Source organism: Microbacterium sp. RU1D, from assembly GCF_900156435.1.
In the GTDB taxonomy this organism is placed as follows: Bacteria; Actinomycetota; Actinomycetes; order Actinomycetales; family Microbacteriaceae; genus Microbacterium.
The window spans coordinates 58,606-82,778 of record NZ_FTPQ01000002.1 but is presented as its reverse complement, the minus strand read 5'-3'; the positions used below and the strand labels follow the sequence as shown (position 1 = coordinate 82,778).

The following is a 24,173-nucleotide window of genomic DNA, read 5'->3' as shown; positions in this document are numbered from 1 at the left end:
CAGCCCCGTCGATTTCAGTTAATGTTGGCTAACTGAGACCCCAGGCTAACCCGAGCGGATGCCGATGACAAGACCTCCCGACCCCTCTCGCGCCGCGAGCGGAGACGATGCTCCCGCGCCGCCCCGTGAGCGCACGGAACCCGCCCCCTCGACCACCGCCCCGGCATCGACCCCCGCCTCGGGGCCGGGCCTCGCACCGGCCGCCACTCCCCCGACCACCGCCCGCGACCGCGCGAAGGCCGAGCGCCGTGCCGCACTCCTCGCCGCCGCCGCCCGCCTGTTCGCCGAGCGGGGTTTCGACGGCGTCACCCTCGGCGACATCGGCGAGGCCGCCGGGGTCAGCGGACCCGCCGTCTACCGGCACGTCGCGAGCAAGCAGGCACTCCTCGGCGCGATCCTCGTCGACGTCAGCGAACGCCTGCTCACGGGCGGGCGGGCGGTCGCCGCCGCGCACCTCCCGCCGGAGAGTGCGACCCCCAGCCCGAGCACACCGGCGGGAACACCCATCGAGCCCACCCCCACCCGCTGTGTCGCCGAGGACGCCCGCGGCCCTGCCCGCACGGCATCCGGATCCCTCGCCGCCCTCGTCGACTTCCACGTCGCGTTCGCGCTCGCCGAGGCCGACGTCATCCGCGTGCAGGACCGCGACCTCGACCGCCTCGCCCCCGACGACCGCCGCACGGTGCGCCTCCTGCAGAACGCCTACGTCGCGGTCTGGACCGACGCGATGGCGGCGGAGAGTCCGGATGCCGAGACCCCCGCCGAACGGCGCGTGCGCGCTCTCGCGTGCTTCGGCCTCATCAACTCGACACCCCACAGCGTGCGCGGCGTTCCGACGTCGCGCGTGCGCCCGACGCTGACGCGCATGGCGCTGGCCGCCTTGACGGCCTGACCGCCCGCGTCGCGCCGGTCCCGCCCCTCGCGCCCATCCGTCGAGTGTCCGAGACACGCCGCCGTCACCCCCGCACCGACGGCATGTCCTGGACACTCGACGGGTCGTTCCGCCCGGGTCCCTCAGCGCAGCAGCATCGCCCGACCGGGCTCGCGCAGCACGCCCGCGACGTCGGTCAGGAACCGCGCCGCCTCGGCCCCGTCAACCACGCGGTGGTCGAACGACAGGCTGAGGGTCAGCACGTCGCGCAGCGCGATCTCGCCCCGGTGCTCCCACGGCGTGCGCCGTACGGCGCCGACGGCGAGGATCCCGGCCTCTCCCGGGTTGAGGATGGGGGTTCCGGCATCCACCCCGAACACCCCGACGTTCGTGATCGAGAACGTCCCACCCGTCATGTCGGCCGGCGCGGTGCGTCCGGCGCGGGCGGTACCGGCGAGCTCCGCGATCGCATCAGCGAGGTCGACGAGTGCAAGGCGCTCGGCATCCCGCACGACCGGCACGACGAGACCGCGGTCGGTCGCGGCCGCGATGCCGAGGTTCACGTAGTGGTGCTCGATGATCTCGCCGGCGGCCTCGTCCCACCGCGCGTTCAGCGCCGGCGTGCGCCCGAGGGCCAGGCACACGGCCTTCGCGACCACGGCCAGCACGCCGATCCGGTGCCCGTCGAGAGCGCGGTCGGTCTTCAGGGATGCCAGCAGCTCGGTCGTCGCGGTGACGTCGAGCGTGAGGAAGGTCGTCGCGTGCGGAGCGGTGAACGCGCTCTGCACCATCGCGGCCGCCGTGTGCTTGCGCACGCCGCGGATGGGCGTACGGGTGACCCGCTCGCCGGGAGCCGGGCGGGCGACGGAGGCGGACGCAGCCGGGGGGACCCTCGACGCGGGGGTGGAGGGGGCGACGGATGCCGCGGGCTCCCGCGCCGCGTATTCCTCGACGTGCGCGCGCGTCACGGCCTCGCCCGGGTGGGCGGCCGCGACGAGCACGAGGTCGACCCCGAGGTCTTTCGCGAGCTTGCGCACCGGCGGCGTCGAGCGCGGACGCTCGAGCGGCAGATCGATCGGTCCCGTGCGCACGACGTCGTGCGGCGCGGCCTCGCGGACGGCCGTGTCGGCGTCGAGCGTGGCGGTCGAGCCGCCGCCGCGGGCGCGACGCGTCGGCCGGCTGCCGGTGGAGGGCGCGGCGCCGTAGCCGACGAGGTTGGGCGTCGCCCGCTCGGCCTCGTCGGCGGTGGCTCCGGCCGCGACGGCTCCGGGCGCCCCGGCCCCGACCCCGGCGGCGCCAGAGCCCGTCACCCCGGCCCCGGCGGCTCCGACCCCCGTCACTCCGGCCCCGGCCGCGCGCTCGGGCGCCGGATCCTTCGCCTCCGCCCCGCCCACGGCGAACGACACCAGCGGCGAGCCGACCGCGACAACGTCGCCGGCGGCCGCGTGCAGCCCCTGCACGGTTCCGGCGTAGGGCGAGGGGATCTCGACGACCGCCTTGGCCGTCTCGACCTCGGCGATGGTCTGGTTGAGCCTCACGACGTCGCCCTCGGCGACGAGCCACGCGACGATCTCGGCCTCCGGGAGACCCTCGCCGAGATCCGGCAGCAGGAACTCCTCGATCATCGAGCGCCCCCTTCACCGAGGACGAAACGGATCCGCGGCGAGCGCGCGACACGCGTCAGCCGACGAACGAGGTGAATCGACGGCGTGTGCTCCTCGATCATCGCAGCACCCCTTCCCCGCGCTCGAGCACCCGGTCGACGGCGTACAGGATGCGATCGAGGTCGGGCACGTGATGCTTCTCGAGCTTCGACGGCGGGTATGGGATGTCGTGCCCGGTCACGCGCTGGGGCGGCGCTTCGAGGTATTCGAAGCACTGCTCGGTGATGCTCGCGACGAGCTCCGCCCCGACCCCCGCCTGCCGCGCGGCCTCGTGCGTCACCACGACCCGCCCGGTCTTGCGGACGGATGCCGCGACGGTGTTCATGTCGATGGGTGAGAGCGAGCGCAGGTCGACGACCTCGAGCGAGAGCCCCTCGTCCTCCGCGGCGAGCGCGGCATCGAGGGCCGTGCGCACCTGGGCGCCGTAGGTGACGATCGTGGCGTCGGTGCCCTCGCGGGCGACGCGGGCCAGGTGCAGGGGCGGGGCGTCGGCGAGGTCCGCGTCCAGATCCACCTCGCCCTTGGAGTGGTACAGGCGCTTGGGCTCGAAGAAGATGACGGGGTCATCGGATGCCACGGCCTGCTGCAGCATGACGTACGCGTCCTGCGGGGTGCTGGGCGCGACCACGCGCAGCCCCGCGGTGTGCACGAAGTAGGCCTCGGGCGATTCCGAGTGGTGCTCGGCCGCGCCGACTCCCCCGGCCCACGGGATGCGGATGACCAGCGGCATCCGGATGCGGCCGCTGCTGCGGTAGTGCAGCTTGGCGACCTGGCAGACGATCTGGTCGAAGGCCGGGTAGACGAAGCCGTCGAACTGGATCTCGACGACCGGTCGGTAGCCGCGCAGGGCGAGGCCGACGGCGGTGCCGACGATGCCCGCCTCCGCGAGGGGCGTGTCGACCACGCGCTGCGCGCCGAAACGCCGCTGCAGACCGTCGGTGACGCGGAACACGCCGCCCAGCGCACCGATGTCCTCGCCCATCAGGAGGACCTTCTCGTCCGCCTCGAGCGCCTTCGACAGGCCCGCGTTGATCGCGGAACCCAGGGTGAGTGCGGTCATCGCGAGATCTCCTTCCCGTCCGCCTCGAGCACCTTCGACAGGCCCGCGTTGAGCGCCGAGCCGAGAGTCATGCTCGTCATCGCGCGCCCTCCTGCTCGAACCCCGCGAGGTAGTCGACGTACGCGGCCTTCTGCCTCTCCAGACCCGCGTGGGGCTCGGCATAGACGTGGTCGAACATCGTCTCGGGCGCGCGGGTGGTCGCGCCGATGCACGCGGCGCGCACCTCGGCGGCAAGGGCGTCGGCGGCGCGCGCCACCTCGTCGAGGGCGGAGTCGTCGAGCACGCCCTCGGCGCGCAGGTATGCCTCGAGCCGGGCGATCGGGTCGCGCTGCGACCACGCCTCGACCTCGTCGGCGTCGCGGTACCGCGTGGGGTCGTCGCTCGTGGTGTGCGGACCCATGCGGTAGGTCACGGCCTCGATGAACGAGGGCCCCTCCCCGCGGCGGGCGCGGTCGAGCGCCCACCGCATCGCGGCGACGCACGCGAGGGCGTCGTTGCCGTCGACGCGCATGCTCGGGATGCCGAATCCCGGCGCCCGGCCCGCGATCGGGTACTTCGCCTGCACGGTGACCGGTTCGCTGATCGCCCACTGGTTGTTGGAGCAGACGAACACCACCGGGGCGCGGAACGACGAGGCGAACACCATCGCCTCGTTGACATCGCCCTGACTGGTGGCGCCGTCGCCGTAATACGCCACGGCGACGTCGGTCGAGCCGTCGCGCTGGGCGCCCATGGCCCACCCGGTCGCGTGCAGCGACTGCGCGCCGATGATGATCTGCGGCGGGGCCGCGTTGATCGTGGTGTGGTCGTAGGCGGAGTGCTCCTCGCCGCGCCAGGCGAGCACGTAGTCGGCGGGCTTCGCGCCGCGGCCGAGCAGCACGCCGTGCTCGCGGTAGCTGGGGAAGACGAAGTCGCCGGGAGCGAGGGCGTGGGCGGTGCCCACCTGCACGGCCTCCTGACCGCGGCACGGCGCCCACAGGGCGAGCTGACCCTGGCGCTGCAGAGCGACGCCCTCGGCGTCGAGGCGACGGGTGAGGACCATGTCGCGGTGGAGGGCGCGCAGCTCGTGCGGCGAGAGGTCGGCGATCCACGGGTCGAGCTCGGCATCCGGGGTGCGCGAGCCGTCGGGCTCGAGCAGGCGCGAGACGTCGTCCACGTCGCCGCGGGTGCCGGTGGATCCGCGGTCGGCGGCTCCGTGATCCGGCGTGGTCTGGGTGTACGTCATCGTCATCCCTCCAGGTGCGGCCCGCGGCTCCTCGTGAGAGCCGGGGCGGTCCGGGCGTCGGCAACGGCGCCGACGTGGCCGACCGTACGCGCGGAATGCACCCCGCTCAAGACCTCGCCGTCATATTGAGCAAGGTGCCCATTGCGCGGGGTGGGGGCACTGCTAATGTTTCGCAGCATGAGCAAGCTCGACGCGGTCGACCTCGACCTCCTCCGCGCCCTGTCCGCCGATCCGCGCGCCACCGTCGTCGCGCTCGCCGAAAAGCTCGGCCTCTCGCGCAACACCGTCCAGGCGCGCATGAGCCGCCTCGAACGCGGAGGCGTGTTCCTGTCGTTCGAGCGCACGCTCTCGGCCGAGGCGCTCGGATTCCCCATCGAGGCGTTCCTGCAGGTCACGGTGCGCCAGGCCGAGCTCCCCGCGATCCGCGACGAGCTGGCGAAAGTGCCCGAGGTGCTGCAGGCGCACGGGCTGAGCGGCCAGGTCGACCTGCTCGTACGGGTGGCGTGCCGCGACACGCAGCACCTCTTCGACACCGACGCGCGCATCCTCGCGATCGAGGGCGTCGAACGCACCGAGACCTCGCTCGTGATGGGCGAGGTCATCGGCTACCGCGTCGGTCCGCTGATGCAGCTGGCGCGCGAGGAGAACTAGCGGATCGGAAACCTACGGCGCCGGCACCACCGGGATGCTCGCCGTCTCCGCCTTCGGCTCAGCCGGGCTTCCGGCATCCAGTCGGACCAGCACCACCCCGACGAGGATCAGCGCGCCGCCCACGAACTGGATCGGCGCGGGCGTCTCCCCCAGCAGCAGCCACGCGAAACCGAGCGCGAAGAGCACCTCGCTGAGCCCGACGAACGAGGCCAGACGCGAGCCGATGAGCGGCACGGCGATGACTCCGAGGGCGTACCCGAGGGTGGTGGCGACCGCGCCCACCCACAGCAGGGGCAGGATGCCGGGAACCTGCAGCCCCGCCAGGGACACCGTGATCGACGGGTCGGCGAACGGCAGCACGCCCACGCCCACGAGCACGCCCATGAGCAGGGTGCCGGTGAGCAGGCCGCCGGCGGCCAGGGCGAGGGGCGGGAGGTCGTCACCCGCGCGACCGGCGATGACGAAGTAGGCCGCGGCGCAGACCGCCGCGCAGAGGGCGAAGAGCGTGCCGAGCAGGTCGAACCGCGCTCCGCTGATATCGACGACGAGCACGAGACCGGCCATCGCGACGACCGAGCCGATGAGCACGGCCGTCGACGGCGCCCGGCGCGTGCGCACCCACACCGCGATCACGATGAGCACGGGCGCGATGTACTGGATCAGCAGCGCCACCGCCACCGGCATCCGCTGCATCGCGGCGAAGTAGAACAGCTGGCATCCCGCGACGGCGGTCAGGCCGAAGGCCACGATGATGAGGCCGTGGCGCCGGAGGAATCCGCGCTGGCGCCGGATCGCCGTGACGAGCGCGGGCGAGAGCAGGACAGCGGCGACCCCCATGCGCACGAGCAGCACGGCCCCGAGCGACCACCCGCCGTCGAGGAGGGGCTTCACGAACGGACCGCTGGACGAGAACGCCAGTGCCGAGGCGACGGCGATGAGGAGCCCGGTGACGGCGCCGGAGCCGTGGCGGGTGGGGCGGGGAAGGGTGACGGACGACGTGGTCATGCGGGCCTGCTGTCAGGGGTCAAGAGCGTTTACACTCGTGACAGTACGACCTGGGAATGTCAGGAGTCAACATGGTCTTCATCCGTGACACCGAACTGGTGCTGCGCGCGACCGTCGAACTGGTCAACACCCTGCCCCACACCGAGGTGAGCGGGGTCGACAGCCTCACGACGATGGCCGAACTCGACGACTTCGCCGAGCGGCACACGTACACCGGTTCGCGCGCCCGTGACGAGCGCGAGCTGGCCGCCGTGCGCGGCATCCGGTCGCGCATTCAGGCGCTGTGGAACGTCGATCGCGACGCGGCGGTGCCGCTGGTCAACGCGATGCTCCGCGACGGACGGGCCCTCCCCCAGCTCGTGCGACACGACGAGTTCGACTGGCACATCCACGCCTCCGAGGCGTCGGACCACCTCGCCCAGCGCATGCTCGTGGAGACGGCGATGGCGTTCGTCGACGTCATCCGCGCCGACGAGTACGCCCGCGTCCGCGTCTGCGACGCCGACGACTGCGACGGCGTGTACGTCGACTTCTCCAAGAACGGCTCGAAGCGCTACTGCGACTCCGGCAACTGCGGCAACCGCATGAACGTCAACGCGTACCGGAAGCGCAAGGCGGAGACGACGGTCTGACCCTCGCGCGCGTCGACGCGGACGGGTCGTCCCCCCTCAGCCCACGAAGTCCCGGATCGCGGATGCCGCAGCCTGCGGCGTCTCGTAATGGATGAGGTGCCCGACCTCGGGGATCTCCACCAGTTCGGCATCCGGGAACAGCGTGGCCAAGTGCCGCTCGGCCTCGATCGGGGTGATGTCGTCCTTCTCGGCGGCGATGAGCAGGGTCGGCTGCGCGATGCGCGGCGCGAACTCGCGGACGTCGTGCGAGACGCTCGTCACGAACGCCTCATGCAGCACGTCGCGGTCGGCGAAGCGCGAGAAGTACTCGTCGTGCTGCTCGTGCACGAAGCGCCGCAGCTCGGGGTCTCGCGTCTTCGCCATGGCGTTGCTCATGACGCGCACGATCAGTCCGTTGCGCAGCAGCCCCTCGCCTATCGCGCGCGGGAGCTTGGCCCCGGCGAGGTAGTAGAACACCGCGAGGCGCGTGAGGATCCCGCGCGGCCCCTCGAGCGCGGGCGCGCCGATCGGGTTCACGAGGATGAGCTTGGGTGTCGCGAGCCCGCCCGCCACCGCGGCCGACGACACGATCGACCCGAACGAGTGCCCGAGCACGACCGCGCCCGGCGCGACCGCCTCGACGAACGCCCGCAGCCATTGCGCGTACGTGTCGAGATCGTGCGCGCGTCCGGCGAGCGGCGCCGTCTCGCCGAAGCCGGGCAGATCGGGCGAGATGACCCGGATGCCGGGAAGGTGCGCCACCACGGGGTCGAGCCCGTGATGCTCGCCGCGGAACCCGTGCACCGCGACGATCGTCGTCGACGCGGCCTCGTCGCCGTAGACCCAGTAGGCCGTCGTACCACCGAGGACGGCGACCTCGCGGCGCTCCACGGCGATCTCGGCGAGGCGCTCGGCATACGGGTTCGGCATGGGTCGAGTCTACGAGGGGGTCCCGACATCGCCCGGCCGGCCAGACGTCCGACGAGCCCGGCCCGCGGGACGTGTCCCCTCCGCACACCTCGACGCCGACCCGCGGAACGCACGCTCTCCGGACGCCCCGACCCGGCATCCGGATCCATGCCCACCCTTCGACGTTCGCGTTCGCCAGGCGCGGCATCCGTCCGGTCCCGCGCCACGACCCCCGGTGTCCAGCTCGCCGGATCGCTTCGCCCGGCACCTCATCGCGAACCCCACCACCGGCATCCGTCCTCCTCCCCGCGCCCCTCGTCTGCGCGCCTGGCGGGCCATGTCGGACGCCCGTTCTACCGTGGGGCGCATGACCACGTGGCAGGCCGAGCCGCTCCCCCTGTTCCAGACGCCCGAGTGGGCGCGCCTCATCGGCGTGTTCGATCTCGAGACCACCGGCGTCGACGTCGAGCGCGATCGGATCGTCACCGCTCACGTGGGCGTGCTCGATGTCGACGGCAACGTAATCGACGCCCGGGACTGGCTGGCCGACCCCGGCGTCGAGATCCCGGCCGGCGCGGCGGCGATCCACGGCATCTCGACGGAACGGGCCCGCGCCGACGGAGCCCCCGCCCCGCGTGTGGTGGCCGAGGTCGTCGAGGCCCTCGCGGCGCTGTTCGCCGCCGGCATCCCCGTCGTGGCCTACAACGCGCCCTTCGATTTCTCGATGCTCAAGAACGAGGCCGTCCGCCACGGCGTCGTCCCGATCCACGCGCCATCGCCGGTCATCGACCCGCTCGTGGTCGACAAGACCTACGACCGGTACCGTCGCGGCAAGCGCACGCTGTCGGTCGTCGCCGAGCACTACGCCGTTCCGCTGGAGTCCGCTCATGAAGCCTGCGCCGACGCGGTGGCGGCCGGTCGCCTGGCCCTGGCCCTCGCCGAGAAGTTCGGCCCGTGGATGCCGCAGACCCTCGACGAACTGCACACCCGTCAGATCGCATGGGCCCGCGCGCAGGCCGCGAGCCTGACGGAGTACTTCGTGCAGATCGGGCGGCTGGATGCCACGGCTCCCCCGGTCGACGGGACCTGGCCGATCCGCTGAGTGCCGAGTCCGCGGCATCCGGCGCCGGCACCCCAGCGGCGCATCCCGAAACGTACAGCGCCGCATCCGCCCTCTGCACCCCAGCGGCGCACCCCGAAACGTACAGCGCCGCATCCGGCCCCGCACCCCAGCGGCGCACCCCGAAACGCACGCGCCGCACCCGCCCCTTGCACCCCCATGGTGGGCACCGTCCCGTTCGGCGCGCCGCCGGCACGTGCCGCCCCTCCGGTGGCGTCGCGCATCCGACGGCGGCCTCGCCAGAGCTCGACGCGAGGGCGGTCCGATCCGGGGGTCTTCCCACTGTTCGCCCACGCGCCGGGTAAGCGCCGTCTCTGACACGGTCAGCCTCGACGGGCGTCCTGCCGGCCGCCGCTGCGATGTCGGAGGTCGGCGATACCGTTCTGCCATGACCCGAAGTGCACGCGTGAAGCACCGGCCGATGCCGGTGGTCCGGGAGTGCGACGGGGTGCCCTGGCCGAGCGACCACGAACGCGAGCGCGGAGCCGAATGGGCGGCGCACCACGAGAGTGGCGATGTCGAATGGTGGACGGGTGACCTGGCCGCATCTTTCGACTCCGTGTCCTCCGGTCCTGGAGAAGGCATGTCCGAGCGGGCGTCGAGCGCTTCCGATGCGGTCGATGGCGGCGGAGCCTGGCGGTGGGACGACGTCATGGGGCCGCACGACGGCGACGTGGCAGTGGTCTCCGACATCGACGCGAGGCTGGGACATCTGGAAAACGTCATCGGCGATCGCCAGCGAGCGACCGCCGACGAATACCGCCTCATCCTGGCGATCCTCGACGACGCCGCTTACGACCCGACGCCCTGGGTCGGGCCCGATCCAACGTCCGATCGCGCCTGGAATGATCCCCGGGGGCGCACACCCGGCGCGGTGCGGCGCGACCGCGTCGATCTCGCCGAACGAGCCGCCGTCGCAGAGATCGCGGTGCGCCTGCGTTTATCGGAGCAGACCGTCCGCACACGAGCTGCGCACGCGCGAACGCTCATCGGCGGCTGTCCGCGGTTGTGGGCCGCCTTCAGCGCAGGACGCCTCTCCGAGAAGCACGCCGTCGACGCGGCCAGACTGGCTTCGACCCTCCCGGCGGGCGACTCCGATGCCTTCCAGCGCTTCGACGACGCCGCGTGTCCGCAGGCGCTGGCCCTGCCCCCGGCGAAGTTCGCGGTCGCTGCCCGAGCGATTCGAGAGCGCGTCCACGCGGAGTCGATCGATGCCCGCCACCGCCGGGCCGCAGACGATCGCGGCGTATGGATGAGAGCCGAACTCGACGGCATGGCCTCGCTGCACGCGCTCCTCCCGGCCGATCGTGCTCGCGCCGTGATGTCTCGTCTCGATCGGGCCGCCCGGCACCTGCGGACCGCGCCCGACGAGGAGCGCTCGCTCGCGCAGCTGCGCGCTGACGCGCTCGCCGACCTGGTGACGATGGTCGAAAGCCCGACGGCGACGATCCCGTCTCCGATTCCGGGGACGACCGGCTCCGCTCCGCGTGCGGCCGACCTCCAGGTTCACGCCGCCGAAACGTCCGTCGGCCCTGCGCACGCCCCCGGCGCGCTCCCCGCCGGTCCGGGCGGCTCCGCCAAGCCTGACGCCCCGCGCACCTTCCGCGCCGCGCCCCCGGCGACCGTCGTCGTCACGATCCCGGCGCTCACGCTGCTCGGCCACGGCACCGCCCCCGCGACGCTGGAGGGCTACGGACCGATCGACCTCGCCACGGCTCGACGCCTGGCGGGGAGAGCCACGTCGTGGATCCGGCTGCTCACCCACCCCGTGACCGGCGCACCGCTCGTGCTCGACCGCACGACGTACCGGGTTCCCGCCGCGCTCCGGCGGTGGCTCGGCGTCACGTCGCCCACCTGCGTCTTCCCCGGGTGCGGCCGCGCCGCCCGCGAGTGCGACATCGACCACCTCACGGCCTGGGCCGACGGCGGAACCACCGACGACGACAACCTCGATCCGAAGTGCCGACATCACCATCGTCTGCGCCACGAAAGCCGGTGGGACATCGACCATCCGCCCGGCGAAGACACCTCGTGGACGTCGCCCCTCGGCGGAAGGTACGGCACGGATCCGCCGCCGTTCTAGAACGACGCCGGGCGAATCATCGAGCAGTACGCGGTGGCGCGCTCCGTCGGTCCTCGCATCTCGCGCATGTCGTCCCCTTCCACCATCGGCGCGCCCCGCCGGGAGACCCGTCGGCCCGGTGCCCCTCTCCGGGGCGAGCGCACCCGCAGCAGCGGGACGGATCGATAGCCACCTGCACCAGCACCAGCACCAGCACCAGCACCAGCACCAGCACCAGCACCACGTGCACCAGCTCTAGTACCTGCACCAGCACCAGCACCTGCACCTGCACCTGCACCTGCCAGACTGACGCCGTGACCGTCCGCATCGCCACCGTCCAGGCCGAAGCCACCCCCGGCGCCATCGCGCAGAACGTCGCGCGCGCCGCACTGTTCGTCACCGAAAGCGCCGCGGCCGACGCGGACCTGGTCCTCTTCCCCGAGGCCTTCCTCACCGGCTACGACGAGACCACTTTCACCGGCGCACTGCCGAGCCTCGCCGACCTCGCCTGGCTCGCCCCTCTGCAAGACGCGGTCGAGCAGACCGGTCTCATCGCCGTCGTGAACACCGCGCTCGATCAGGGCGACCGGCGAACCCTGACCGACCTCGTCCTCGCCCCGGACGCCATCCCTCGCCCCGCGTAGTCCAAGCAGCACCTCCACGCTCCGGAGCGTGCCGTGTTCGCCCCGGGCGCGGGAGGGTTCTCCTTCCGGGTAGGCGCCGTCGAGTTCGCACTCTCGGTCTGTTACGACGCGAACTTCCCCGAGCATGCCGCCGCCGCAGCGGCAGCCGGGGCCACCGTCTACCTGAACAGCGGCGCCTACTTCCCGGGCGGGAAACGTCGCCGAGACCTCCACCTCGCTGCGCGTGCGCTCGACAACGGGATGTACGTCGTCTACAGCGGACTCGTCGGCGCTCCGAGCGACTTCATCGGCGGCTCGGCCGTCTTCGACCCGCTCGGGCGCCGCATCGCGCGCGTCGACGGACGAGAGGGTGTGGCCATCGCCGACATCGACCCGGCTCTCGTGGCAGACGTCCGCCGCGATCAGCGGATGTGGGCGGACCGCCGAGACGGCCCGGGCGCCTTCGAGCGGTCCGGCGAGCTCGGGCCGGGAGCCGTACGCACGACACGGGCCTGAGGAAGCCGCCACGCCGTACGCACGACACGGGCCTGAGGAAGCCGCCACGCCCAACCGCGCCTCGCTCTGCGACCTGGCTCCCGACGCCGACCGCCGGCCGCCGGTTGGAACCACCCCTCAGCCTCGGCCGACCCCGAGCGTTCCATCCGAAACCGGTCACCGCCCAACCCGGGGCCGAACGGCATCCCTCGAGCGAACACCATCCCTCGGCCGATCAGCTCGCCTGAGGCTGCACGACCCCATCCGCCCTCGAGACCACACGACGCCCTGCGACACCGCTTCCGCACAACGCGAAAGCCCCCCGTCCCGAGGGACGAGGGGCTTTCGAAGCGGAACCGCTGCGGATCAACGACCGCCGAAGTTCTTGAAGCGCTGGTTGAACTTCTCGACGCGACCGGCCGAGTCCATGATGCGCTGCTTGCCCGTGTAGAAGGGGTGCGAGGCCGACGAGATCTCCACGTCGATGACGGGGTACTCCACACCGTCGAGCTCGATCGTCTTGTCGCTCGAGACGGTCGAACGGGTGAGGAAGGTGTCGCCCGAACCGAGGTCGCGGAACACGACGGCCTTGTACGTGGGGTGGATGTCAGTCTGCATGGGAGGTCCTTTGAGAAGTGGTGCCCTGGATTCTGCCAGGACGTCAAAGTCTGCGGCGCCGGTGGCACCAACGGGAAAGTCTACCAGGCCGGAGCCGGAGCCGGAGCCGGAGCCGAAGCCGGAGCCGGAGCGCAAGCCACAGCCGAAGCCACACGACGTCGGCGCATCAGCGCGAACGCCTCGTGCTCGACACGACAGGTAAATGCCCCGCCCAGGCTCACACCGCGCGAGCGGCGTACCGGCCCGCCTCGTGCGTGAGGGTGATGTCGAGCCCGAAGGTCGCGGACAGGTTCTCGGCCGTGAGGGCCTCGTCGAGGGGCCCGGATGCCACGACCTCGCCGTCCCGCAGCAGCAGCACGTGCGTGAACCCGACGGGGATCTCCTCGACGTGATGGGTGACCATCACCATCGCGGGCGTCGTCGGCGCCTGCGCGTAGCCCGACAACAGGCTCAGCAGCTCCTCGCGCGCTCCCAAGTCGAGGCTCGCGGTGGGCTCGTCGAGCAGCAGCAGCTCGGGATCGGTCATGACGGCGCGCGCGATCTGCACGCGCTTCTGCTCGCCGTCGCTGAGCGTTCCGAAGGTGCGGTCGGCGAGGTGGTCGAGCTTCCACTCCGCGAGCACGCGCAGCGCGCGCCGCTCGTCGATGTCGTCGTAGTCCTCGCGCCAGCGCCCGACGACCGAGAACGCCGCGGTCAGGACGACGTCGAGCACGCTCTCCTCCGGCGGCACGCGACGCGCCATCGCCGACGAGGCGAACCCGATCCGCGGACGCAGCTCGAACACGTCGGTGCGCCCGAGCCGCTCGCCGAGGATCGTCACCGCACCCGACGTGGGGTGCAGCAGCGTGTCGGCGAGCTGCAGCACGGTGGTCTTGCCGGCGCCGTTCGGGCCGAGCACCACCCAGCGCTCGTCATCCGACACCGTCCAGTCGAGGTGGGACACGATGTCGCGCGCGTTCCGGCGGACGACGACGTCGGAGAACTCGAGCACCTGAGGCATGCGTCCAGCCTAACGGGCGCGACGACACGACCCGGATGCCACACGGCCGACCCCCACGGCTTCCGTCGCGTCCCCGCGACCTCGGCGCGCAGCACACACGGCCACCACGCGGCCGACCGGGAGAGCTACCGCGACACCCCGGCCACCTCGGCGTACAGCGCCGCGGTCTCCTGCGCGATCGCGCCCCAGCTGAACGCCTCGACGGCGCGCTGACGCCCCGCCTCGCCGTACGTGCGGGCGGTCTCGGCATCCGTCACGACCTCCGTGAGCACCCGGGCGAGGTCGTCGACGTAGCGATCGGGGTCGACGGGCGTGCCGGTGCCGTCCTGCACCTGCTCGATCGGCACGAGGCGCCCGGTCACGCCGTCGACGACGACCTCGGGGATGCCGCCGGTCGCGGTGCCGACCACGGCGGCTCCGCACGCCATCGCCTCGAGGTTGACGATGCCGAGGGGCTCGTACACCGAGGGGCAGACGAACGTCGTCGCCGCGGTGAGGATCGCGCACAGCTCGTCGCGCGGCAGGAGGCGCTCGATCCACACGACACCGTCGCGCGTGGCTTGCAGCCCGCGGACGAGCTCCTGCACCTCGGCCATGATCTGCGGCGTGTCGGGCGCGCCCGCGCACAGGATCAGCTGCACGTCCGGCGGCAGCTGCTCCGCCGCGCGCAGCAGGTACGGCAACCCCTTCTGCCGGGTGATGCGCCCGACGAAAACCACCGACGGACGCGACGGGTCGATGCCGACCGACTCGAGGAAGGCGTCGTCCGAGACCGGATGCCACGCCTCGGTGTCGATGCCGTTGTAGATGACCCGCACCTTGTCGGGGTCGAGCGAGGGGTAGCTGCGCAGGATGTCGTCGCGCATTCCCGAGCTGACCGCGACCACGGCCGCGGCGCCCTCGTACGCGGTCTTCTCGATGTAGCTCGACACGGCGTACCCGCCGCCGAGCTGCTCGGCCTTCCAGGGCCGCAGCGGCTCGAGGCTGTGGGCGGTCACGACGTGCGGGATGCCGTGCAGAAGGGATGCCAGGTGCCCGGCGAAGTTCGCATACCAGGTGTGCGAGTGCACCACGTCGGCGCCGGCGACGTCGGTGACGATCTCGAGGTCGGCGCCGAGGGTCTGGATCGCACCGTTGGCCGAGGCGAGCTCGGCGGGGACGCCGTACGACGTGGTGTCGGCCTCGTCGCGCTCCGCGCCGAACGCGCGCACCTGCACCTCGATGCCCTCGGCGCGCAGCGCCTTGACGAGCTCGGTGGCGTGGACTCCGGCTCCGCCGTAGATCTCCGGCGGGTACTCCTTGGTCACGATGTCGACGCGCATGAGACGAACCGTAGTACAGCGCGAGCCTCGCCGACGACGTGTTCCCGCAACCTGTTCCGCCCCCTAGGGTGGTGCCATGCCTGCAGCGCCGAAGGTCTTCGGAATCATCCTCGCCGGCGGCGAGGGAAAGCGACTCATGCCCCTGACGGCGGATCGCGCCAAACCCGCCGTCCCCTTCGGCGGCCAGTACCGCCTCATCGACTTCGCCATCTCGAACCTCATCAATTCGGGGCTTCGTCAGCTCGTCGTGCTCACGCAGTACAAGTCGCACAGCCTCGACCGCCACATCTCGCAGACGTGGCGCATGTCGCCCATGCTCGGCGCGTACGTGGCATCCGTCCCGGCTCAGCAGCGCCTCGGCAAGCGCTGGTTCTCCGGCTCCGCCGACGCGATCCTGCAGTCGATGAACCTCATCCGCGACGAGAAGCCCGACATCGTCGTCGTCATCGGCGCCGACCACGTGTATCGCATGGACTTCAACCAGATGCTCGACGCCCACATCGCGTCCGACGCGCGCGCCACCGTCGCCGGCATCCGTCAGCCGATCTCGCTGGCGAACCAGTTCGGCGTCATCGACACCGACCCGAGCGACCCCACGAAGATCCGCGCATTCCTCGAGAAGCCGCAGAACCCCACCGGCCTCGCCGACGCGCCGCACGAAGTGCTCGCGTCGATGGGCAACTACATCTTCGACGCCGATGCCCTGGTGGACGCCGTCACCCACGACGGCGAGCTGCCCACCTCGGCGCACGACATGGGCGGCGACATCGTGCCGTACTTCGTCGATCGCGGAGAGGCCGCCGTCTACGATTTCAACCGCAACGACGTGCCCGGGTCCACCCCGCGCGACCAGTCGTACTGGCGCGACGTGGGCACGATCGAGTCGTTCTACGACGCGCACATGGACCTGATCTCGACCCTGCCCATCTTCAACCTCTACAACACCGACTGGCCGATCTACTCGCAGACCTTCAACGCGCCGCCGGCGAAGTTCGTTCGCGACTCGGTCGGCCGCATCGGCAACGCGATCGACTCGATCGTCTCGCTCGGGTCGGTGCTGTCGGGGACCCACCTCGAACGCAGCGTCGTCGGCCCTTGGGCACTGGCCGGAGGTGGGTCGACGATCACCGACTCGGTGCTCTTCGACAGCGTGCAGGTCGGCGCGGGCGCCCGCATCCACCGCGCCATCCTCGACAAGAACGTCGTGCTGGAACCGGGTGCCACCGTCGGCGTCGACCGCGAGCGCGACCTCGCGCGCGGCTTCACCGTGACCGAGACCGGCATCACCGTCGTCGGCAAGGACGTGCACGTCCACGCCTGACCCACGGGTCCGGAATCCCGGATGCCGAAGGGGCGGTGACCATCGCGGTCACCGCCCCTTCTGACATCCGGGCTCACGCGCGTCTCCGGCGCCCGCCTTCCGCGCGGGGGTGGGAATGACCCCGGCGACTGATCCTCAGACGCCGACGCGCGCGAACGCGTCGCGGGAGATGCCCTTCTCGAGCACGACCTTCGACCACTCGCGCGCGCTGTGCAGGCTGTGGTCGCGGTAGTTGCCGCAGCTGAAGGCGTCGGTGCCGGGAACGTCGTCCCAGGTGACGTCTTCGGCGATCGCGCGCAGGGAGTCGGTGATGGCGCCCACCAGCGCCTCGACGTCGGGCTCACCCCACATGATGACGTGGAAGCCCGTTCGGCATCCGAAGGGCGAGATGTCGATGAGGCCGTCGATGCGGTCGCGCACCAGGCTCGCTAGCAGGTGCTCGATGGTGTGGAGACCGCCGGTCGGGATCTCCTGCTCGTTGGGCTGCACGAGACGCAGGTCGAAGTTGCTGATGACGTCGCCGCGAGGGCCCGACTCCGTGCCGATCAGGCGGACGTAGGGCGCCAGCACGGCGGTGTGATCCAGGGTGAAGCTTTCGACGTCGGCCATGGGAGGTCCCTTCTCAGGAGGCGGCGGAAGCTTCCAGCCTACGGCCGCGGTCCGCGGCCGGCCCGATCGTGACGCCGTGCGACATCAACCGAACGTGTCTAAGCCGAGGGGCCGGATGCAGGACTCCCAGGCCGGATGCCGGACCGCCGCCCGCGCGGCGGAACCCCACGCGCTAGGGTCGAGCGCGTGACTTCGACCGCTCGCTTCCTCGTCGTCCTCGACGCCGATTCGACCCTCATCCGCAACGAGGTCATCGAGCTCCTCGCCGACGAGGCGGGCCGCGGGGCCGAAGTCGCCGCCGCCACCGAGGCGGCCATGCGTGGAGAGGTGGACTTCGCCACGAGCCTCCGCTCGCGCGTCCAGGCGCTCGCGGGGGTGTCGACCGACGCCTTCGCGCGCGCGATCGCGCGCATCGAGCCGACCCCCGGCGTGCGCGAGCTCGTCGCCGCCGTGCACGAGCGGGGCGGCCTCGTCGGGGTGGTCTCGGGCGGCTTCCACGAGGTGCTCGACACCGTCGCCCCCGCCCTCGGCGTCGACGTCTGGCGCGCGAATCGTCTGGCCACGGCCGACGGCGCCCTCACCGGCGAGGTCGACGGCGACATCGTGGATGCCACGGCCAAGGCGGAGACGCTGCGCCGCTGGGCCCACGAGCACGGCGTGCCCCTGCGGCGGACCTTCGCGATCGGCGACGGGGCGAACGATCTGGAGATGATGAAGGTCGCCGGTCTCGGTCTCGCTTTCAACGCCAAGCCCGCCGTGCGCGAGCGCGCCGACCTCGTCGTGGGCGACGTCGACCTGGCCCAGGTCGTCGCGCTCCTCCCCCGCTGACCGGTCGCACCGGCCGGTAGCCGAGGCGGCCTCAGCGCCCGCGCGACGCGCCGACCTTGGCCGATGTCGGAGGGGCGTCCTACGCTTCCGACATGAACGTCATCCTCGTACCGGGCCTCTGGCTTGACGCGTCGTCGTGGGACGACGTCGTCCCCGCCCTCGAAGCGGCGGGACACCTCCCCCATCCCCTGACGCTGCCCGGCCCGGCCGTCGGCGACCTCGTGGTCGACGACTGGGTCGACGCCGTCGTCCGAGAGATCGACCTCCTGCCCGCCGGCGTCGTGCTGGTGGGACACTCCGGCGGCGGCAACGTGGTGTGGGGCGCGGCCGACCGCCGCCCCGATCGCGTCGCGCGCGTCGTGCTCGTCGACAGCGCCGTGCCGCCGCCGGGCGCGATGATCTCCGAATTCCCGGTCGACGACGGCGTGGTGCGCTTCCCCGGCTGGGACTTCTTCGACGCCGACGACGTCGACGACCTCGACGACGAGACCCGCGCCCGCACGGCGCCGGGGATGGTCGATGTGCCGGGCCGCGTTCCGAGCTCCCCGTTGACCCTCGGCGACGATCGCCGCTTCGACGTACCCCTGACGATCCTGTCGGGCCGGTACGACGATGCGGGGCTGCGCGACGCCCTGCGCGAGTGGGGCACTTTCGCCGACGAGTTCGCGCGCGTCCGCGATGCGGAGGTCGTGCGCCTCGGGTCAGGGCATTGGCCGCAGTTCTCTCAGCCGCGCGCGTTCGCCGAGCGATTGGTCGCCGCGATCAGATGAGGAGGCGCGGCCTCAGATCCGTGCGGAGAAGCGGGAGAGGTCGCTCAGTGCCCCATGCCGAGGCCGCCATCGACGGGGATGACCGCGCCCGAGATGTAGGCCGCGTCATCGCCGGCGAGCCATGTGACGACCCCTGCGACCTCGTCGGGCGAGGCGAAGCGGCCCGCGGGGATGTTCTTCTTGTACTCCGCCTGCGTATCGGCGGGCAGCTCCGCGGTCATGTCGGTCTCGATGAAGCCGGGGGCGACGACGTTGGCCGTGATGCCGCGGCCACCCAGTTCACGGGTGAGCGAGCGCGCGAAGCCGACGAGCGCGCTCTTCGACGCGGCGTAGTTGATCTGACCGGCCGAGCCGTACAGACCCACGACGCTGGAGATCAGGATGACGCGACCCCAGCGCGCCTTCAGCATGCCTTTCGACGCGCGCTTGACCACGCGGAAGGCCCCACCGAGGTTCGTGTTGACGACACTGTCGAAGTCGTCCTCGCTCATGCGCAGGAGCAGGGTGTCCTTGGTGACACCGGCGTTGGCTACGACGACGGCGATCGGACCGAGCTCCGCCTCGACCTGCGAGAAGGCGGCGTCGACGGCAGCGGCATCCGTGACGTCCGCGCGGACCGTCAGCGACCCCTCGGGCCCCTCGCCCGAGCGGGCGGTGACGGCGACCTTCCACCCCTCCGCCACGAAGCGCTCGGCGATGGAACGACCGATGCCCCGGTTCCCTCCGGTGACGACGACGACGCGGTCCTGAGACATGACGGAACTCCTGGGCTTTGCGGGGAACGAACCGCCTCAGCCTACCGACCACGCCCCCGCGCGATCGTCGCCCCGCCGGTGGAGCCGGGCGTGGGGCGGCATCGTGCGACGGTCGTGCCGGGAGTGAGCCGGCACCGTGCCGCCGGTCATGTCCGGCGAAAGGCGGCGCCGTCCCTCCGGCCGCGTCGGGCATGACGCGGCATCGTGCTCGGCCGCGTCGGGCATGACGCGGCATCGTGCCGCCGGGCGTGAGGCGGTGCCGTGGCCGCTCCTCGACATCCGGTCGGACGGCCGGCACGATGGCGCCCTACCGGAACAGGGCGCCGTCGTCGGGCGCGTGAGGGGGTTTGACAGGGGCCGAGCGCCGCTGAAACGCTGGACGGGACGACGAAAGGGAACACCGTGAGCGACGACCGCACCCCCGCCCCGAACCAGCCCGAGCAGGCGACGGGAGCCGACGCGCCTCGTTCCGAGACGTCCGGATCCCCGTACGCGCCCCGCGACGACGCAGCCACCCGCGACGCGGCGGCAGACACGGATGCAGCGGCGGAGTCGTCGCCCGACGGCGCGCCCGCTTCGACGCACGACTCTCCTGCGTACGGCGGCCCGGACGCGCCCACCCCGGCCCACGACGACGCGGCCCACGACGATCCCGCCCCCGCTGCGGCAGCGGCCGCGGGCGGGGCGCCCTCCGGCATCCCCTCCTCCCCCGCCCCCGCCTACGGCGAACCGGCGACCCCGCCCTACGACACCACCGGCGGCTCGAGCTCGACCTACGGCGCGCCCGCCTACGGCACCCCGGCCTACGGCGCGCCGGCGCCCGAAGCCGCGGCGTACGGTGCACCGGCCTACGGCGCTCCGGCCTACGGCGGTTCGGCGTACGGCACGGCCTCCTACGGCTATGCCGGCGCCGCGGCGCGCACCAACCCCCTGGCGATCGTCGCGCTCGTGGCATCCCTCGTGGGCATCTTCGTCATCCCCGTGATCGGGCAGATCGTGGGCATCGTCACCGGCCACATCTCGCTCAAGCAGATCAAGGCGACCGGCGAACGCGGCCGCGGAATGGGACTCGCTGGCCTGCTCATCGGCTACATCAGCCTGGGACTCGGCGCGCTGCTCATCATCGGCTTCATCATCCTCGTCGCGGTCGGCGCCGGCGCGTCCGGCTCGCGCTACGGCGTCTGACGCCCCGCGCGCGTTCGGCGGGGCGCGTCTGCGGCGCCCCGGCCCCTTGTCATGACGTCGAGAAGACCGTCCCCCGACCGCGCCGACCCCCGCCCGGACGGGCGTACCCTGAGACCACTGTGAAGACCAACCGCGCCGCCCAATCCGCGACGTCGCTCCCCAAGGCTCCCCGGGAGGACGCCGACAGCCGTTTCGCCAAGTACATGGTGATGATGGGGATCCGCATCGCGTGCTTCATCGCGATGGCGGTCGTCACGCCCTACGGCTGGTACACGTTCGTTTTCGCCGCGGGCGCGATCTTCCTCCCCTACCTCGCGGTCATCGTCGCCAACGTCGGTCAGGACGCCGCCGACACCACCGCGATCAGCCCGGAGCGCGCGATCGAGGCGCCCCGCCCCGCACCCGCAGCCGCCGCGGCCGGACCCGACGCCCCCGTCGTGATCCGCATCGCCGAGACCCCGCGTCTCGACGCACCGCGCGACGACCGCTCGTGAGCGGCGCGCTCGAGGGCGAGGCGTTCGTGGACGACGCGCCCGCCGAATGCTCCCGGGCCGGATGCCGCGACATCGCGGTCTGGGCCATCCGCTGGCGCAACCCGCGCATCCACGCCGCCGATCGGCGCAAGACCTGGATCGCGTGCGACGAGCACGTCGCCTACTTGCGGGAATTCCTCACGGCGCGCGACTTCCCCGTCGAGGTCGGGGCCCTCGCCGCCGGATCGGCGTGAGCGTCCGTGCGACGTACCCTGGAAGACGTGGATGCCAGAGCTGAGATGAGCGCACGCGGCGTCGCATCGTCCGCGGGGGTCGTCTCGTGAGCGCCCGAGAGATGCCCGCCGCAGGCCGCTGGGCGATGTACGTCGGCATCGCGATCGTCTTCGCCATCGCCTGCGCGTTCCTGTCGAACTGGCAGTTCTCGCGAAACGCCGAACGCAGCGAGCAGCTGCAGCTCGTCGCCGACAATTACGACGCGCCGGTCGTCGCCCTCGGCGACCTCCTCGCACCCGGTGCGGACCTCACCCCGTCCGATGAGTGGCGTCCCGTGCGCCTCGAGGGGCAGTACCTCTTCGACGAGCAGCTCCTGGTGCGCAATCGCGCGCACGGGGGCTCCGCCGCCTACGAGCAGCTCGTGCCCTTCCGCCTGAACGACGGACGCGTCTTCCTCGTCGATCGCGGGTGGCTCCCCCCGGGCAACCGCCAGGCCGAGCCCGACGACATCCCCGCTCCCCCCTCCGGCGACGTCGTCGTCGAGGTGCGCCTGCGCCCCGGCGAAGCCGCCCCGACCTCCGGTCGCACGGCCGAGGCGGGCCAGGTCCCCACGATCAACCTCGGGCTGGTCGCCGAGCAGACGGGCCCGCTCGAGCAGGGCGCGTACGGACTCCTCATGTCCGAAACGCCCGCCCCGGCGACGGCCCCCCTGCCCATCGATCCCCCCAGCAACGACCCGGGGCCGTACCTGTCCTACGCGATCCAGTGGATCCTCTTCGCGGTCATGGGCTTCGGCTTCATCACCTACGTCATCATCAACGAGCGCAAGCTCCGCCGGGAGGATGCCGAGGGCGACGACGACGCGCAGGACGAAGACGAGCTCCCGGTCGCCGCGCCCGAGAAAGCCGCGGGCGAGCGGCGCCGCGTCGACCCCGTCGCGCTGCACCGTTCGCGTAAGCGACCGAAGGACCGCGACGCCGACGACGAGGACGCCCTGCTCGACGCGCGCTGAACCGGCGACGGACGCCCGGGGGATGCCGGGTGTCCGGGAGCGGATGCCGGGATCCCGGCATCCGGCTCCCTCACGCGAGCGTGATCAGATCCGCGTAGTCGCGACCCCAGATGTCCTCGACGCCGTCGGGCAGGATGAGCACGCGCTCGGGGTTGAGCGCCTCGACGGCGCCCTCGTCGTGCGAGACGAGCACGACCGCGCCCTCGTAGTGCGCGAGCGCGCCGAGGATCTCCTCGCGCGAGGCGGGGTCGAGGTTGTTCGTCGGTTCGTCGAGCAGCAGCATGTTCGCTGACGAGACCACGAGCGTGGCGAGCGACAGACGCGTCTTCTCGCCGCCCGAGAGCACTCCCGCGGGCTTGAGCACGTCGTCGCCGACGAAGAGGAACGAGCCGAGCACCTTCCGCGCCTCGGTCGCGGTGATGTGCGGCGCCGACGACATCATGTTCTCGAGCACCGAGCGGTTCACGTCGAGGTTCTCGTGCTCCTGGGCGTAGTAGCCGATCTTCAGGCCGTGCCCGGGCTCGAGCTGCCCGGTGTCGGGCTGGTCGACGCCGGCGAGGATGCGCAGCAGCGTCGTCTTACCGGCACCGTTGAGACCGAGGATCACCACGCGCGAACCACGGTCGATCGCGAGGTCGACGTCGGTGAAGATCTCGAGCGATCCGTACGACTTCGACAGACCGGATGCCATGAGCGGGGTCTTGCCGCACGGCGCGGGCTTCGGGAAGCGGAGCTTCGCGACGCGCTCGTCCTGACGCACGTCGTCGAGGCCGGAGAGCATCTTCTCGGCGCGGGCGACCATCTGGTGCGCGGCGGCCGCCTTCGAGGCCTTCGCACCGAAGCGCGCGGCCTGCAGTTGCAGCGCCGTGGCCTTCTTCTCGACGTTGGCGCGCTCCTTCTTGCGGCGCTCCTCGTCGGCCACCCGCTGACGCAGGTAGTTCTTCCAGTTCATGTTGTAGACGTCGATGACCTGGCGGTTGGCGTCCAGGTAGAACACCCGGTTCACCGTCTCACCGACGAGCTCCACATCGTGCGAGATCACGATGAGTCCGCCCTTATAGCCCTTCAGGAACTCGCGCAGCCACACGACGCTGTCGGCGTCGAGGTGGTTGGTCGGCTCGTCGAGGATCATCGTCTGCGCGTCGGAGAAGAGGATGCGCGCGAGCTCGATACGACGCCGCTGACCACCCGACAGGGTCTTCAGCGGCTGGTCGAGGATGCGGTCGGGGAGCGAGAGGTTGTGGGCGATGGATGCCGCCTCGGCCTCGGCCGCGTACCCGCCCGCCGCTTCGAACTGCTCCGTCAGGCGCGCGTACTTCTTCATCGCCTTCGCGGCGACGGCGGCGTCGTCGTCGCCCATCGCCATCGACGCCTCGTGCATGCCGAGGGCGAGCGAGCCCAGACCGCGGGCGTCGAGGATGCGCGTGCGCGCGAGCATCTCGGGGTCGCCCGAGCGCGGGTCCTGCGGCAGGTAGCCCAACTCTCCTGAGCGGTCGACGCCGCCGTTCGAGGGCAGGAGGTCGCCGGCGAGCACCTTGGTCAGCGTCGTCTTGCCGGCGCCGTTGCGCCCGACGAGGCCGATCTTGTCGCCGTCGGAGACGCGGAACCCCACGTCGGAGATGAGCACGCGGGCACCCACGCGGATCTCGAGGTCGTGCACGGCGAGCACAGCGAACGTCCGTTCTTCGGGGATCGGGGAACAGGCCGAGAAAGGCCAGCCACCCAGTATAAGACGAGCCCCTGCGAGCCC

Annotated in this window: 23 protein-coding genes and 1 pseudogene; 13 read left to right on the top strand and 11 right to left on the bottom strand. The window is 71.8% G+C overall.

Going from position 1 to position 24,173, the window contains the following annotated elements; translation table 11 throughout:
• The first annotated feature begins 64 nt into the window (after window positions 1-64).
• Window positions 65-892 carry a TetR/AcrR family transcriptional regulator gene (locus B0B15_RS09110; RefSeq protein WP_083708968.1) on the top strand — a complete coding sequence of 276 codons (828 nt, stop codon included), beginning with the start codon at window positions 65-67 and terminating at the stop codon, window positions 890-892.
• Window positions 893-1,014: 122 nt separating this feature from the next.
• Here B0B15_RS09110 and B0B15_RS09105 read toward each other — a convergent pair whose 3' ends face one another.
• From B0B15_RS09105 to pdhA, 3 genes are all read right to left on the bottom strand, one after another.
• Window positions 1,015-2,496 carry a dihydrolipoamide acetyltransferase family protein gene (locus B0B15_RS09105; RefSeq protein ID WP_076675408.1) on the bottom strand — a complete coding sequence of 494 codons (1,482 nt, stop codon included), beginning with the start codon at window positions 2,494-2,496 and terminating at the stop codon, window positions 1,015-1,017.
• 97 nt (window positions 2,497-2,593) lie between these two features.
• Entirely contained in the window at window positions 2,594-3,595 is a 1,002-nt protein-coding gene (locus tag B0B15_RS09100; RefSeq protein ID WP_076675406.1) for an alpha-ketoacid dehydrogenase subunit beta, read from the bottom strand.
• A 76-nt stretch (window positions 3,596-3,671) separates the two neighbouring features.
• Entirely contained in the window at window positions 3,672-4,820 is a 1,149-nt protein-coding gene (gene pdhA / locus B0B15_RS09095; RefSeq protein WP_083708997.1) for a pyruvate dehydrogenase (acetyl-transferring) E1 component subunit alpha, read from the bottom strand.
• A gap of 177 nt (window positions 4,821-4,997) precedes the next feature.
• Here pdhA and B0B15_RS09090 point away from each other — a divergent pair, with 177 nt between their 5' ends.
• Window positions 4,998-5,471 (top strand): Lrp/AsnC family transcriptional regulator, encoded by a 474-nt coding sequence (locus tag B0B15_RS09090; RefSeq protein WP_076675403.1) that lies wholly within the window; start codon window positions 4,998-5,000, stop codon window positions 5,469-5,471.
• A gap of 12 nt (window positions 5,472-5,483) precedes the next feature.
• Here the strand turns inward: B0B15_RS09090 and B0B15_RS09085 are convergent, their stop codons facing one another.
• Window positions 5,484-6,476 carry an EamA family transporter gene (locus B0B15_RS09085; RefSeq protein WP_076675402.1) on the bottom strand — a complete coding sequence of 331 codons (993 nt, stop codon included), beginning with the start codon at window positions 6,474-6,476 and terminating at the stop codon, window positions 5,484-5,486.
• Between the two features lie 71 nt (window positions 6,477-6,547).
• Between B0B15_RS09085 and B0B15_RS09080 the strand changes: the two genes are divergently transcribed.
• On the top strand, window positions 6,548-7,108 hold the full coding sequence (locus tag B0B15_RS09080; RefSeq protein ID WP_076675400.1) for a CGNR zinc finger domain-containing protein: 561 nt from the start codon (window positions 6,548-6,550) through the stop codon (window positions 7,106-7,108).
• A gap of 36 nt (window positions 7,109-7,144) precedes the next feature.
• Here the strand turns inward: B0B15_RS09080 and B0B15_RS09075 are convergent, their stop codons facing one another.
• The gene (locus B0B15_RS09075) at window positions 7,145-8,017 is read right to left on the bottom strand and encodes an alpha/beta fold hydrolase (protein WP_076675399.1); all 873 of its coding nucleotides are present in this window, start codon (window positions 8,015-8,017) and stop codon (window positions 7,145-7,147) included.
• 346 nt (window positions 8,018-8,363) lie between these two features.
• Here B0B15_RS09075 and B0B15_RS09070 point away from each other — a divergent pair, with 346 nt between their 5' ends.
• The 3 genes and pseudogenes from B0B15_RS09070 to B0B15_RS16010 all read left to right on the top strand — a co-directional run bounded on the left by B0B15_RS09070 (window position 8,364) and on the right by B0B15_RS16010 (window position 12,317).
• On the top strand, window positions 8,364-9,098 hold the full coding sequence (locus tag B0B15_RS09070) for an exonuclease domain-containing protein (protein ID WP_176776611.1): 735 nt from the start codon (window positions 8,364-8,366) through the stop codon (window positions 9,096-9,098).
• A 406-nt stretch (window positions 9,099-9,504) separates the two neighbouring features.
• Window positions 9,505-11,199: an HNH endonuclease signature motif containing protein gene (locus tag B0B15_RS09065; protein WP_076675397.1), complete on the top strand. Its 1,695-nt coding sequence runs from the start codon at window positions 9,505-9,507 to the stop codon at window positions 11,197-11,199.
• Window positions 11,112-12,317: pseudogene (locus tag B0B15_RS16010) on the top strand (carbon-nitrogen hydrolase family protein). The gene B0B15_RS09065 and the pseudogene B0B15_RS16010 overlap by 88 nt, the downstream one beginning before the upstream one ends.
• Before the next feature lie 345 nt (window positions 12,318-12,662).
• Here the strand turns inward: B0B15_RS16010 and B0B15_RS09050 are convergent.
• The 3 genes from B0B15_RS09050 to glgA all read right to left on the bottom strand — a co-directional run bounded on the left by B0B15_RS09050 (window position 12,663) and on the right by glgA (window position 15,236).
• Window positions 12,663-12,914 (bottom strand): type B 50S ribosomal protein L31, encoded by a 252-nt coding sequence (locus B0B15_RS09050; RefSeq protein ID WP_055837630.1) that lies wholly within the window; start codon window positions 12,912-12,914, stop codon window positions 12,663-12,665.
• 217 nt (window positions 12,915-13,131) lie between these two features.
• Complete coding sequence (locus B0B15_RS09045) at window positions 13,132-13,914, bottom strand: ABC transporter ATP-binding protein (protein WP_076675393.1); 783 nt, start codon at window positions 13,912-13,914, stop codon at window positions 13,132-13,134.
• A 125-nt stretch (window positions 13,915-14,039) separates the two neighbouring features.
• Window positions 14,040-15,236 (bottom strand): glycogen synthase, encoded by a 1,197-nt coding sequence (gene glgA, locus B0B15_RS09040; protein ID WP_076675391.1) that lies wholly within the window; start codon window positions 15,234-15,236, stop codon window positions 14,040-14,042.
• Window positions 15,237-15,312: 76 nt separating this feature from the next.
• Here glgA and glgC point away from each other — a divergent pair, with 76 nt between their 5' ends.
• Window positions 15,313-16,557 carry a glucose-1-phosphate adenylyltransferase gene (gene glgC / locus B0B15_RS09035; RefSeq protein ID WP_076675390.1) on the top strand — a complete coding sequence of 415 codons (1,245 nt, stop codon included), beginning with the start codon at window positions 15,313-15,315 and terminating at the stop codon, window positions 16,555-16,557.
• A gap of 135 nt (window positions 16,558-16,692) precedes the next feature.
• Here glgC and B0B15_RS09030 read toward each other — a convergent pair whose 3' ends face one another.
• On the bottom strand, window positions 16,693-17,166 hold the full coding sequence (locus B0B15_RS09030; RefSeq protein ID WP_076675388.1) for an S-ribosylhomocysteine lyase: 474 nt from the start codon (window positions 17,164-17,166) through the stop codon (window positions 16,693-16,695).
• Window positions 17,167-17,352: 186 nt separating this feature from the next.
• Between B0B15_RS09030 and serB the strand changes: the two genes are divergently transcribed.
• Window positions 17,353-17,994: a phosphoserine phosphatase SerB gene (gene serB / locus B0B15_RS09025; RefSeq protein WP_076675386.1), complete on the top strand. Its 642-nt coding sequence runs from the start codon at window positions 17,353-17,355 to the stop codon at window positions 17,992-17,994.
• 92 nt (window positions 17,995-18,086) lie between these two features.
• Window positions 18,087-18,764: an alpha/beta fold hydrolase gene (locus B0B15_RS09020; RefSeq protein WP_076675384.1), complete on the top strand. Its 678-nt coding sequence runs from the start codon at window positions 18,087-18,089 to the stop codon at window positions 18,762-18,764.
• A 44-nt stretch (window positions 18,765-18,808) separates the two neighbouring features.
• On the opposite strand, the gene fabG is transcribed toward B0B15_RS09020, so the two are convergent.
• On the bottom strand, window positions 18,809-19,519 hold the full coding sequence (fabG, locus tag B0B15_RS09015) for a 3-oxoacyl-ACP reductase FabG (protein ID WP_076675383.1): 711 nt from the start codon (window positions 19,517-19,519) through the stop codon (window positions 18,809-18,811).
• Between the two features lie 402 nt (window positions 19,520-19,921).
• Between fabG and B0B15_RS09010 the strand changes: the two genes are divergently transcribed.
• The 4 genes from B0B15_RS09010 to B0B15_RS08995 all read left to right on the top strand — a co-directional run bounded on the left by B0B15_RS09010 (window position 19,922) and on the right by B0B15_RS08995 (window position 22,423).
• Window positions 19,922-20,704 (top strand): DUF4190 domain-containing protein, encoded by a 783-nt coding sequence (locus tag B0B15_RS09010; RefSeq protein WP_083708966.1) that lies wholly within the window; start codon window positions 19,922-19,924, stop codon window positions 20,702-20,704.
• A gap of 119 nt (window positions 20,705-20,823) precedes the next feature.
• The gene (locus tag B0B15_RS09005; protein WP_076675381.1) at window positions 20,824-21,198 is read left to right on the top strand and encodes a DUF3099 domain-containing protein; all 375 of its coding nucleotides are present in this window, start codon (window positions 20,824-20,826) and stop codon (window positions 21,196-21,198) included.
• Window positions 21,195-21,431 (top strand): hypothetical protein, encoded by a 237-nt coding sequence (locus B0B15_RS09000; RefSeq protein WP_256334269.1) that lies wholly within the window; start codon window positions 21,195-21,197, stop codon window positions 21,429-21,431. Before B0B15_RS09005 ends, B0B15_RS09000 begins: the two co-directional genes overlap by 4 nt.
• Window positions 21,432-21,532: 101 nt before the next feature.
• Window positions 21,533-22,423 (top strand): SURF1 family cytochrome oxidase biogenesis protein, encoded by an 891-nt coding sequence (locus B0B15_RS08995; RefSeq protein ID WP_076675379.1) that lies wholly within the window; start codon window positions 21,533-21,535, stop codon window positions 22,421-22,423.
• 70 nt (window positions 22,424-22,493) lie between these two features.
• On the opposite strand, the gene B0B15_RS08990 is transcribed toward B0B15_RS08995, so the two are convergent.
• Window positions 22,494-24,092 carry an ABC-F family ATP-binding cassette domain-containing protein gene (locus B0B15_RS08990; protein WP_076675378.1) on the bottom strand — a complete coding sequence of 533 codons (1,599 nt, stop codon included), beginning with the start codon at window positions 24,090-24,092 and terminating at the stop codon, window positions 22,494-22,496.
• Window positions 24,093-24,173 lie beyond the last annotated feature (81 nt).

Bases quoted from the DNA above. Each gene is read 5' to 3' on its own strand.
- B0B15_RS09110 (WP_083708968.1), top strand. From the start codon at position 65: ATGACAAGACCTCCCGACCCCTCTCGCGCCGCGAGCGGAGACGATGCT.
- B0B15_RS09105 (WP_076675408.1), bottom strand. From the start codon at position 2,496: ATGATCGAGGAGTTCCTGCTGCCGGATCTCGGCGAGGGTCTCCCGGAG.
- B0B15_RS09100 (WP_076675406.1), bottom strand. From the start codon at position 3,595: ATGACCGCACTCACCCTGGGTTCCGCGATCAACGCGGGCCTGTCGAAG.
- pdhA (WP_083708997.1), bottom strand. From the start codon at position 4,820: ATGACGTACACCCAGACCACGCCGGATCACGGAGCCGCCGACCGCGGA.
- B0B15_RS09090 (WP_076675403.1), top strand. From the start codon at position 4,998: ATGAGCAAGCTCGACGCGGTCGACCTCGACCTCCTCCGCGCCCTGTCC.
- B0B15_RS09085 (WP_076675402.1), bottom strand. From the start codon at position 6,476: ATGACCACGTCGTCCGTCACCCTTCCCCGCCCCACCCGCCACGGCTCC.
- B0B15_RS09080 (WP_076675400.1), top strand. From the start codon at position 6,548: ATGGTCTTCATCCGTGACACCGAACTGGTGCTGCGCGCGACCGTCGAA.
- B0B15_RS09075 (WP_076675399.1), bottom strand. From the start codon at position 8,017: ATGCCGAACCCGTATGCCGAGCGCCTCGCCGAGATCGCCGTGGAGCGC.
- B0B15_RS09070 (WP_176776611.1), top strand. From the start codon at position 8,364: ATGACCACGTGGCAGGCCGAGCCGCTCCCCCTGTTCCAGACGCCCGAG.
- B0B15_RS09065 (WP_076675397.1), top strand. From the start codon at position 9,505: ATGACCCGAAGTGCACGCGTGAAGCACCGGCCGATGCCGGTGGTCCGG.
- B0B15_RS09050 (WP_055837630.1), bottom strand. From the start codon at position 12,914: ATGCAGACTGACATCCACCCCACGTACAAGGCCGTCGTGTTCCGCGAC.
- B0B15_RS09045 (WP_076675393.1), bottom strand. From the start codon at position 13,914: ATGCCTCAGGTGCTCGAGTTCTCCGACGTCGTCGTCCGCCGGAACGCG.
- glgA (WP_076675391.1), bottom strand. From the start codon at position 15,236: ATGCGCGTCGACATCGTGACCAAGGAGTACCCGCCGGAGATCTACGGC.
- glgC (WP_076675390.1), top strand. From the start codon at position 15,313: ATGCCTGCAGCGCCGAAGGTCTTCGGAATCATCCTCGCCGGCGGCGAG.
- B0B15_RS09030 (WP_076675388.1), bottom strand. From the start codon at position 17,166: ATGGCCGACGTCGAAAGCTTCACCCTGGATCACACCGCCGTGCTGGCG.
- B0B15_RS09020 (WP_076675384.1), top strand. From the start codon at position 18,087: ATGAACGTCATCCTCGTACCGGGCCTCTGGCTTGACGCGTCGTCGTGG.
- fabG (WP_076675383.1), bottom strand. From the start codon at position 19,519: ATGTCTCAGGACCGCGTCGTCGTCGTCACCGGAGGGAACCGGGGCATC.
- B0B15_RS08995 (WP_076675379.1), top strand. From the start codon at position 21,533: ATGCCCGCCGCAGGCCGCTGGGCGATGTACGTCGGCATCGCGATCGTC.